The sequence below is a fragment of the Streptomyces guryensis genome (assembly GCF_021261325.1).
Lineage (GTDB): Bacteria > Actinomycetota > Actinomycetes > Streptomycetales > Streptomycetaceae > Streptomyces > Streptomyces guryensis.
Genome location: NZ_JAJSBI010000031.1, coordinates 1 through 10,686 on the forward strand (window position 1 = coordinate 1; position 10,686 = coordinate 10,686).

Here is a 10,686-nt window from a genome sequence, read left to right on the forward strand (position 1 = left end):
GTGTTTCGGTGGTTATAGCGTGAGGGAAACGCCCGGTTACATTCCGAACCCGGAAGCTAAGCCTTACAGCGCCGATGGTACTGCAGGGGGGACCCTGTGGGAGAGTAGGACGCCGCCGAACAATCATTCAATGGGTTGGACCCCGAACTTCGGTTCGGGGTCCAACCCTTTTTTGTTCTCCGTCACTTGAAGTTCACGTTGCGCAACCACCATCCGAAGCATGGGTACTGCTGCAATGCTCAGGGCCGCCGGCGTCGGAGTCGGTGACGAGGTTGTCGTGCCGGGCTTCGGGAACTCCGAGGTCGCCGGGGCCGTCGCCCTCGCCGGCGCACAGCCGGTGTTCGCCGACATAGATCCGCTGACGTACTGCCTCGACCCGGCCGCTGTCGAGGCAGCCGTAACTCCGCGGACTGCGGCGGTCGTTGTCGTACACCGCTTCGGTCGGCCCGCCGACATCGCGCGGCTGCACGGTGTGGGGCAGCGGCACGGGCTTCTGGTGCTGGAGCAGGGGGAGTCCGAGGCGCCGTACGACGAGATCGCTCAGCGGAGGGAGCGGGCCGCCTATCTCGACGCCAAGTTGAGGGGTGTGTGGACGCCCGACGGCGGTGACGGGCACACCTATCAGCAGTACGTCGTGCGGGTGCCGGGTAACGGGCGGCCGGATCGGGATGCCTTCGCTCGGGCCGTGCGGGCCAGGGGAGTTGACTGCCGGGTGCCGGTGAAGACGCCTGTGCACCGGCTGCCGGAATTCCGCCGGTGCGTGTCGTTGCCGGAGACCGAGCGGGCCGCCGACGAGACCCTCGCGTTGCCCGTGGACGCCGCGTTGACGAAGCGGGACATGCAGCGGATCGTGGGCGCGTGCAATGCGCTGGGCGGGCTGCTTCAGCCTGCCTTCTGATCAGGCGGTAGGCACTGGGCGACGCGGTTGGGAGCACGTGTCTGTTCGGGGTATGATCTATTCCGTTGCCGAGAGGGAAAACCTCCAAGGTGACAGGCCCCTATAGCTCAGTCGGTAGAGCGTCTCCATGGTAAGGAGAAGGTCAACGGTTCGATTCCGTTTGGGGGCTCCACTCGAAAGGCCCCGCCCAATTGGGCGGGGCCTTTTTCGTATTCGTGGGTTCCTCAGTCCTTGTGGAGGCCCGGGACCCGCATCGCCAGAATGGCCATGTCATCGGACGGGGCGTCGGACGCGAAGCGTTCCACCGCGCGCATGATGCGGGCGGCCACCGCGCCGGCGGTCAGGCCCGTACAGGTGGTGAGGACGTCGGTGAGGCCGTCGTCGCCGAGCATGCGGGTGCCCTCACGGCGCTCCGTGACACCGTCTGTGACGCACAGGAGGACGTCGCCCGGGTCGAGGGTGACTGTCTGCTCGTAGAGCTCCAGGTCGTCCATGACGCCGAGGAGCGGCTGGGGCTCGGCTGCCGGTTCGACCGTGCCGTCCTGGCGCAGACGGAGCGGGAGGGGGTGTCCGGCGCAGACCACCTTCAGTTCCGCGCTGCCGTCCTCCTGCGGCCGTAGCTCGCCGTAGAGGAGCGTCAGGAAACGGCTGCGGGCGCCCTCGTCGAGAATGGCCGAGTTCAGTCGCTCCAGGACCGCGGGGCCGCTGAGGCCCTCGCGGGCCAGGAGGCGGAGTGCGTGCCGGGCGAGGCCCGTGACGGCCGCCGCGTTGGGGCCCGTACCGCAGACGTCGCCGATGGCGAAGCCGTAGGCGCCGTCGCTGATCGGGAAGAGGTCGTAGAAGTCGCCGCCGACCTCGTTGCCCTCGCCGGCCGCGCGGTAGATGACCTCGACCTCCACGCCACCGATCTCCGGGAGTTCCGGGGGCAGGAGGCTGCGCTGGAGGGCCTGGCTGATGGCCGTGCGCTCCGAGTACAGGCGGGCGTTGTCGAGGGCCAGGGCGGCCCGGCGGCTCAAGTCCTCGGCCAGTTCCAGGATTTCCTGGCGGAAGTGTTCGTCGGTGGGCTTGCCGAGGGTCAGCATGCCGATGACTCGGTTACGCGCCACCAGGGGCAGCACGACCGTCTCGCCACCGACCGCGGAGGCGGTGGCGAGCGTGGGGCCGATGCCCGAGGCGATCTGACGGGTCGGGCCGCCGCTCAGGCCGAGGCTGCGCATGGAGCTGCGTAGGGCCGCCTGGTGCGCGACCTCGCCGGGGGCCGACCAGACGCGGGCGCCGGGGGTCGGTACCGGGTCGGGCGGCGGGACCTTCGAGAGCAGCGACTTGATGCCGTCGATGAGTTCCTCGTCCTCGTGCAGGACGTACGACAGGTACGGCTCGGAGGCCTGGTCGGCGATCGTGTAGACGGCGCACCAGGTGGCGAGGGTGGGGACCGTCATCTGGGCCATCAGGGCCAGGGTCTGGTCGCGGTCCAGGGTGCCGGCCAGGAGGTCGGAGGCCTCGACGAGGAAGCTCAGCGAGCCTCGGCGCAGGCGTTCCAGTTCGCCGAGGCGGGCCGACTCGACGGCCAACGCGATCCGGTCGGCCGCGAATTGGAGGCGCAGGGCCTCTTCGTTCGAGTATCTGCCGGGGCTCTCGGCCGCCACGCCGAGGGAGCCGGTGAGGCGGCCCTCGACCTTCAGGGGGACCGTGACGACCGAGCGCATGCCCGTGCCCCTGAGGAGCGGAACGGCGCCGGGTACGGCCGTGAGGTCGTCGTGGACGGCCGGCATGCGGGCCGAGCCGTAGCGGCCGGGGCCCGCCTCGACGGGCACGCGCGCGAAGCGCTGGCGGGCGGAGGGCAGGCCCGTGGAGGCACGGACCTCCAGCTCCGTTTCGTCGTCGGTCGCGAGGAGCAGGAAGGCGGAGTCGGCGTCGAGCATGTCGCGGGCGCGTTCCACCGTGCGCTGCAGGAGGCCGTCGAGGTCGTCCGGGGCCGGAGAGCCGATGAACACCTCGAAGGGGTCGGTGCTCTGGCCGTCGGCGGTGGGTGAGGCGTCGGAAGCCGGGATGCGCATGGGGGTCTGCAGCACGGCCCGCTCATGGTCCCGGACGAGGAGGCAGACGGTGGACGGCTCGCCGCCCGTGTCACGGACGCGGAGGTGGGAGGCGTACACGGGGGTGACGCGCCCGTTGGCGCCCCTTATGCCGTAACTGCCCTCCCAGCGGGAGAGCTGGAGTGCCTCAGCGATGCCGGTGCTGGTGCCCGGGGTGTGCGGCCAGGCGGCGAGATCGGTAAGAGGCTTTCCGATCACCTGTTCGGCGGGGTAGCCGAAGAGTTCCTCCGCGTCCTCGTTCCACGAGGTGATGGAGCCGCCGCGGTCGATCTGGACCACCGCGACACGGACCCGGCCGTCGGCGAGGGGGAGGAGGTCGGCGGGCAGGGACGGGCCGGCGGCGCGGGTGCCCACCGCGCGCTCGGGGAGGTCGAGCTGGAACCAGACCTGCTTGTGGGTGGGTGTGTACTCGACGCCCCAGCGGCTTGCGAGGGCGGCGCACAGCTGGAGTCCCCGGCCGCCCTCCCGGTCGGGGCTGCCCATGTTGACGGGGTGCCCCTGGAGGGGGATCTCCCGCTCGGGATACCGGTCGGCCACCTCGATCCGTACGCCTTCGTCGCTGCGCAGGCACAGGACGTCCGCGGAGGTGCCCGCGTGCACCACGGCGTTGGTGACCAGCTCACTGGTGAGGACCACGGCGTCGTCGACGATGTCGGCGAAGCCCCAGCCCTGGAGGGTGTCGCGGACGAAGGAGCGGGCGGTCGCTACCGATCGTCCGACAGGCTCGAAGCTGGCGGCCGCGCGCGCGGTGATCACAGAACTCCTCGTCCGGTTGTCGACGGGCAGGGCTGCCTGGCCGACCGGCTCGTGCCGCTGATGCGGCAGACCGCCCGTCGGCCGGGGGTCCGGGGGCTGTTCCCCCGGGATCAGTCCGGTGGTCATGTGTGCGGCCGCCCCTCCGATGCCCGCTCGTTCTCGTGCCACCGCCCAGGCCGGACGGACCGGCGTGGCTGGACAGCCGCATGCAAGGTTACTTACCTTCGACGGCCATGCGGATGCCGGTCTGCAGTGTTTCCGCCCAGAGGGTGTGCGGACGATGTGCGAAGCTGCCGAACTGTTATGGCCGGGTTCAGGCAGGGTGAAACACTGGGCAAGCTTCTTGTGAAGGTCCGGACAGGCCGAGTGGCTTCCGCGTGCAGTGGGCAGCAGCCCGTGGTGCGGCCTGGTACATCGGGCAGAGGCAAGCAGCAGTAACTGGTACGTCCAGCGGTAGTACCGGAGCACAGCAGTAACGGTCGACCCCTGCGGGAGGGACACAGTGGAGTCTGGCGCAGCGACGCGGGGCACTAAGACGCGCGCGAAAGGCGGACAGTCCCTGAACAACCAGCGCAAACCGCGTGGCGGGACCACCGCGGTGGACACGGCGTCTTTGAACCGACTGCTGGCGGCTCTCGTGGCGATGCGCGACGGGAACTTCCGGAAGCGGCTCACGGTGTCCGGAGACGGCGTGATGTCGGAGATCGCGGCGGTTTTCAATGAGGTGGCCGACCGCAATCTGCATTTGACGGGCGAGCTGTCGCGGGTGCGGCGCATGGTGGGCCGCGAGGGCAAGCTCACCGAACGGCTGGAGACGGGTGCTTATGAGGGCTCCTGGGTGGCCGCCATCGAGGCGTCCAACGCGCTCGTGGACGACCTCGTACGGCCCGTCTCCGAGGTCGGCCGGGTGCTGTCGGCGGTCGCGGAGGGCGATCTCTCGCCGCGTATGGAGCTGCGGACGCAGGCGCCGGACGGGACCGGGCATCCGCTGCGCGGGGAGTTCCTCAAGGTCGGACGGACTGTAAACAACCTTGTCGACCAGCTGTCGACCTTCACCGACGAGGTCACGCGCGTGGCCAGCGAGGTGGGCACCGAGGGCAAGCTGGGCGGGCAGGCACGCGTGCGTGGCATGTCGGGTTCGTGGAAGGACCTCACGGACTCCGTCAACACGATGGCGTACCGGCTGACCGCCCAGGTGCGGGACATCGCGCTGGTGACGACCGCGGTGGCCAAGGGTGATCTGTCGCGGAAGGTCACGGTTCACGTCGCAGGCGAGATGCTGGAGCTCAAGAACACCGTCAACACGATGGTGGACCAGCTGTCGTCCTTCTCCTCCGAGGTGACGCGAGTCGCCCGCGAGGTGGGCACGGAGGGCGAGCTCGGCGGCCAGGCCCAGGTGCCGGGTGTGGCCGGCGTGTGGAAGGACCTCACCGATTCGGTGAACCTCATGGCCGGCAACCTGACGGCCCAGGTACGCGGGATCGCCCAGGTCACCACCGCGGTCGCCAACGGCGACCTGTCGCAGAAGGTCACCGTCTCCGCGCGGGGCGAGGTCGCTCAGCTCGCGGACACGATCAATCAGATGACGGAGACGCTGCGGATCTTCGCGGACGAGGTCACGCGCGTCGCCAACGAGGTCGGCGCCGCGGGCCAGCTGGGCGGTCAGGCGAACGTGCCGGGCGCGGCTGGTACGTGGAAGGACCTGACGGACTCCGTCAACACGGTGTTCCGGAATCTGACCATTCAGGTGAGGGACATCGCTGCCGTCACCACGGCGGTGGCCAACGGTGACCTCTCCCAGAAGGTCACCGTGGACGTGGCCGGCGAGATGCTCGAGCTGAAGAACACCGTCAACGGCATGGTGGATCAGCTGTCGTCCTTCGGTTCCGAGGTCACGCGAGTGGCGCGCGAGGTCGGTGTCGAGGGTGAGCTGGGCGGTCAGGCGCAGGTGCCGGGCGCGGCCGGTACCTGGAAGGACCTGACCGACTCGGTCAACACCGCATTCCGCAACCTCACCGGACAGGTGCGCAACATCGCCCAGGTGACGACGGCGGTGGCCAACGGCGATCTGTCGCAGAAGGTCACCGTGGACGTCTCCGGCGAGATGCTCCAGCTGAAGAACACCGTGAACACGATGGTGGACCAGCTGTCGTCCTTCGCCGATCAGGTGACGCGGATGGCCCGGGACGTGGGTACGGAGGGCCGGCTGGGCGGCCAGGCTGTCGTACCGGGTGTGGCCGGTACCTGGAAGGAACTCACCGACTCCGTCAACGGGATGGCCGGCAACCTGACCGCTCAGGTGCGCAACATCGCCCAGGTGACCACGGCGGTCGCCCGGGGTGACCTCTCGCAGAAGATCGACGTCGACGCGCGCGGCGAGATCCTGGAGCTGAAGAACACCATCAACACGATGGTCGACCAGCTCTCCGGGTTCGCCGACCAGGTGACCCGGGTGGCCCGTGAGGTGGGCACGGAGGGCCGCCTCGGCGGTCAGGCGCAGGTGCCCGGTGTGGCAGGCGTGTGGCGCGACCTGACCGACTCCGTGAACGGTATGGCAGGAAACCTTACGGCCCAGGTGCGCAACATCGCCCAGGTCGCCACCGCGGTCGCCCGCGGTGACCTCTCGCAGAAGATCACCGTGGACGCGCGCGGTGAGATTCTGGAGCTGAAGAACACGCTGAACACGATGGTGGACCAGCTGTCGTCGTTCGCGGAGGAGGTCACCAGGGTCGCCCGTGAGGTGGGCACGGAGGGGCAGCTCGGCGGGCAGGCCGAGGTCCAGGGTGTCTCCGGCACCTGGAAGGACCTCACGCAGTCCGTGAACTTCATGGCGAACAACCTGACCATCCAGGTGCGCAACATCGCCGAGGTCACGACCGCCGTCGCCAAGGGTGACCTGTCCAAGAAGATCACTGTTGACGCGAAGGGCGAGATTCTTGAGCTCGTCACGACGGTCAACACCATGGTCGACCAGCTGTCGAGCTTCGCCGAGCAGGTGACCCGGGTGGCCCGCGAGGTGGGCACCGAGGGCATCCTGGGCGGCCAGGCGCACGTTCCGGGTGTCACGGGCATCTGGAAGGACCTCAGCGGCAACGTGAACCTCATGGCCAAGAACCTGACCATGCAGGTGCGGAACATCTCCCAGGTCGCGAACGCGGTGGCCAACGGCGATCTGACGCGGACGGTGACGATCGAGGCGCGCGGCGAGGTCGCGCAGCTCGCCGACACCTTCAACACCATGGTGAAGACGCTGAGTTCGTTCGCCGACCAGGTCACCAAGGTGGCCCGCGAGGTGGGCACGGACGGCATCCTGGGCGGCCAGGCGCACGTACCCGGTGTGGCCGGTACGTGGAAGGACCTCACCGAGTCCGTGAACCAGATGGCGTCCAACCTGACCGGTCAGGTGCGCAACATCGCCATGGTCACCACGGCCATTGCCAAGGGTGACCTGACCAAGAAGATCGACATCGACGCCCGCGGCGAGATCCTCGAACTCAAGACGACGATCAACACGATGGTCGACCAGCTGTCCAGCTTCGCCGAGGAGGTCACCCGAGTGGCCCGCGAGGTGGGCACGGAAGGACAGCTCGGCGGTCAGGCACGCGTGCGTGACGTCGACGGCACCTGGCGCGACCTCACCGAGTCCGTGAACGAAATGGCAGGAAACCTTACTCGGCAGGTGCGCGCCATCGCGCGCGTGGCGACCGCGGTGACCCGCGGTGACCTGAACCTGAAGATCGACGTCGATGCGTCCGGCGAGATCCAGGAGCTCCAGGACTACATCAACAAGATGATCGCCAACCTGCGCGACACCACGATCGCCAACAAGGAGCAGGACTGGCTGAAGGGCAACCTGGCCCGTATCTCCGCTCTGATGCAGGGCCGCCGCGATCTGCAGGACGTGGCCTCGCTCATCATGAGCGAGCTGACACCGGTGGTCTCCGCACAGCACGGCGCGTTCTTCGTGGCGATGACGCCCGTGGACGGCAAGGACCTGAGCGCCGACAGCGAGGACGCGTACGAGCTGCGCATGCTGGGGTCGTACGGCTACTCGATGGGCTCCATGCCGACGTCGTTCCGGCCGGGCGAGGCGCTGATCGGGACGGCCGCCGAGGAGAAGCGCACGATCCTGGTGGAGAACGCGCCCAGCGGCTATCTGAAGATCTCCTCCGGCCTCGGCGAGGCGCCGCCCGCACAGGTGATCGTCCTTCCGGTGCTGTTCGAGGGCAAGGTGCTCGGCGTCATCGAGTTGGCCTCCTTCAACCCCTTTACGCAGATCCAGAAGGACTTCCTCAACCAGATCGCCGAAATGATCGCGACCAGCGTCAACACGATCTCCGTCAACACCAAGACGGAGCAGCTGCTGAAGCAGTCGCAGGAGCTGACCGAGCAACTCCGGGAACGGTCGGCCGAGTTGGAGAACCGGCAGAAGGCCCTCCAGGCGTCCAACGCCGAACTGGAGGAGAAGGCCGAGCTGCTGGCCCAGCAGAACCGCGACATCGAGGTCAAGAACACCGAGATCGAGGAGGCCCGGCAGGTCCTGGAGGAGCGTGCCGAGCAGCTCGCCGTGTCGATGCGCTACAAGAGCGAGTTCCTCGCCAACATGTCGCACGAGCTGCGCACTCCGCTCAACTCACTGCTGATCCTGGCCAAGTTGCTCGCCGACAACGCGGACTCCAACCTCACCCCGAAGCAGGTCGAGTTCGCCGAGACCATCCACGGCGCGGGCTCCGACCTGCTTCAGCTGATCAACGACATCCTCGACCTGTCGAAGGTCGAGGCGGGCAAGATGGACGTCTCCCCGACGCGTATCGCGCTCGTCCAGCTCGTCGACTACGTGGAGGCCACCTTCCGGCCGCTGACCGCGGAGAAGGGCCTCGACCTGTCCGTACGGGTCTCTCCGGAGCTGCCCGCCACGCTGCACACCGACGAGCAACGGCTGCTTCAGGTGCTGCGGAACCTGCTGTCCAACGCGGTGAAGTTCACCGACTCCGGGGCCGTCGAGCTGGTCATCCGGCCGGCCGGCCGGGAGGTGCCGGTGGCGATCCGGGAGCAGCTGCTCGAGGCCGGGTCGATGAGCAACCCGGACGCGGACCTGATCGCGTTCTCGGTGACCGACACCGGCATCGGTATCGCCGCCAGCAAGATGCGCGTCATCTTCGAGGCGTTCAAGCAGGCTGACGGCACGACGAGCCGCAAGTACGGCGGTACGGGCCTCGGGCTGTCGATCTCGCGGGAGATCGCGCAGCTGCTCGGCGGTGAGATCCACGCGCAGAGCGAGCCGGGACGCGGTTCGACGTTCACGCTGTATTTGCCGCTGCATCCCAGCGAACTGCCGCCGCAGGGGTACCAGCAGGCCCTGCCCGCCCTGAACGCCGGCGATCTGGTGGCCGCCGCGGACCTGGCCCATCTCTCCGAGGTGGAGATCGAGACGCCGGCGGAGGTGAAGTCGTACCGGGAGACGCAGAACGGCGCCGCCGCGCTCTTCAGGCGCCGCCGCCGGCACGGTCTCGACGCCGATCAGCGCCTGGCGGCTCAGGAGCAGTGGTCGGCCCCGGAGCAGGACGCGGCGCCGCAGGTGCACCGCGGCATCCGGTTCGGCGGCCAGAAGGTGCTGATCGTCGATGACGACATCCGTAACGTCTTCGCGTTGACCAGTGTGCTCGAGCAGCACGGGCTGTCCGTGCTGTACGCCGAGAACGGCCGCGAGGGCATCGAGGTCCTGGAACAGCACGACGACGTGGCGGTCGTCCTGATGGACATCATGATGCCCGAGATGGACGGCTACGCGACCACCACGGCGATCCGCCGGATGCCGCAGTTCGCGGGCCTGCCGATCATCGCGCTGACCGCGAAGGCGATGAAGGGCGACCGGGAGAAGGCGATCGAGTCGGGCGCCTCCGACTACGTGACCAAGCCGGTCGATCCCGATCACCTGCTGTCGGTGATGGAGCAGTGGATGCGGGGGGAGTGACAAGAACCATCGATGTTCACACGGAGTTGCTGACTCAGTGTGCCCGAAGCCGTGTAGAAGTACGGGATTCGGGGAACCTTCTGGTCTCCCGCTACGTTTCTGCTACGTGCACAGTGACATCACGGTGACAGGGTGTGGCGACGGGCGGGGTACGGCTACGATGACCGGCACAAGGACGGGCGGCGAAAGGGAGTCGTCCCCAGGGGCGGCGCCCGGTGCACATCCGGGGCGAGGAGGGCGGGCCATGGTGCAGAAGGCCAAGATCCTCCTGGTCGATGACCGGCCGGAGAATCTGCTTGCGCTGGAGGCCATCCTCTCTGCGCTCGATCAGACGCTGGTGCGGGCATCGTCCGGGGAGGAAGCGCTCAAAGCACTGCTCACGGACGACTTCGCGGTCATTCTGCTGGACGTCCAGATGCCAGGCATGGACGGTTTCGAGACAGCCGCACACATCAAGCGGCGAGAACGGACCCGGGACATCCCGATCATCTTCCTCACCGCGATCAACCACGGCCCGCATCACACCTTCCGTGGGTACGCGGCGGGTGCGGTGGACTACATCTCCAAGCCGTTCGACCCGTGGGTGCTGCGCGCCAAGGTCTCGGTGTTCGTCGAGCTGTACATGAAGAACTGCCAGCTGCGGGAGCAGGCGGCGCTGCTGCGGCTCCAGTTGGAGGGCGGCGGCAAGACCGCGGTCGGCGAGACCAAGGAGCCCGCCAGCCTGCTCGCCGAGCTGTCGGCGCGGCTCGCGGCGGTCGAGGAGCAGGCCGAGGCCCTGTCGAAACAGCTCGACGACGAGTCGGCGGACGCGGCGGCGGTGGCGACCGCGGCCCATCTCGAACGCAAACTCACGGGCTTGCGGCGGGCACTGGACGCCCTGGAGCCGGGCGCCGGCAGCGCGTCCTCCGTGTCCTCGCAGAACTGACCTCCGGGCGCGGACCAGTTACCCATGAGGACGCGTC

Annotated in this window: 4 protein-coding genes, 1 tRNA gene and 1 rRNA gene; 5 read left to right on the forward strand and 1 reads right to left on the reverse strand. The window is 68.3% G+C overall.

Annotated elements, in window-relative coordinates; genetic code table 11:
- The first annotated feature begins 4 nt into the window (after positions 1 to 4).
- The 3 genes from rrf (at position 5) to LJ657_RS40040 (ending at position 1,070) form a co-directional block, all read left to right on the forward strand.
- Positions 5 to 121: ribosomal RNA gene (gene rrf, locus LJ657_RS40030) — 5S ribosomal RNA — on the forward strand.
- A gap of 114 nt (positions 122 to 235) precedes the next feature.
- Entirely contained in the window at positions 236 to 898 is a 663-nt protein-coding gene (locus tag LJ657_RS40035) for a DegT/DnrJ/EryC1/StrS family aminotransferase (RefSeq protein ID WP_232654694.1), read from the forward strand.
- 96 nt (positions 899 to 994) lie between these two features.
- Positions 995 to 1,070: transfer RNA gene (locus LJ657_RS40040), tRNA-Thr, on the forward strand.
- A 52-nt stretch (positions 1,071 to 1,122) separates the two neighbouring features.
- On the opposite strand, the gene LJ657_RS40045 is transcribed toward LJ657_RS40040, so the two are convergent.
- Positions 1,123 to 3,876: a SpoIIE family protein phosphatase gene (locus tag LJ657_RS40045; RefSeq protein WP_232654608.1), complete on the reverse strand. Its 2,754-nt coding sequence runs from the start codon at positions 3,874 to 3,876 to the stop codon at positions 1,123 to 1,125.
- Between the two features lie 376 nt (positions 3,877 to 4,252).
- Here LJ657_RS40045 and LJ657_RS40050 point away from each other — a divergent pair, with 376 nt between their 5' ends.
- The gene (locus LJ657_RS40050) at positions 4,253 to 9,724 is read left to right on the forward strand and encodes a HAMP domain-containing protein (RefSeq protein ID WP_232654609.1); all 5,472 of its coding nucleotides are present in this window, start codon (positions 4,253 to 4,255) and stop codon (positions 9,722 to 9,724) included.
- Between the two features lie 244 nt (positions 9,725 to 9,968).
- A complete protein-coding gene (locus LJ657_RS40055) occupies positions 9,969 to 10,649 on the forward strand; it encodes a response regulator (protein ID WP_232654610.1) in 681 nt (226 codons plus the stop codon).
- Positions 10,650 to 10,686: the final 37 nt, after the last annotated feature.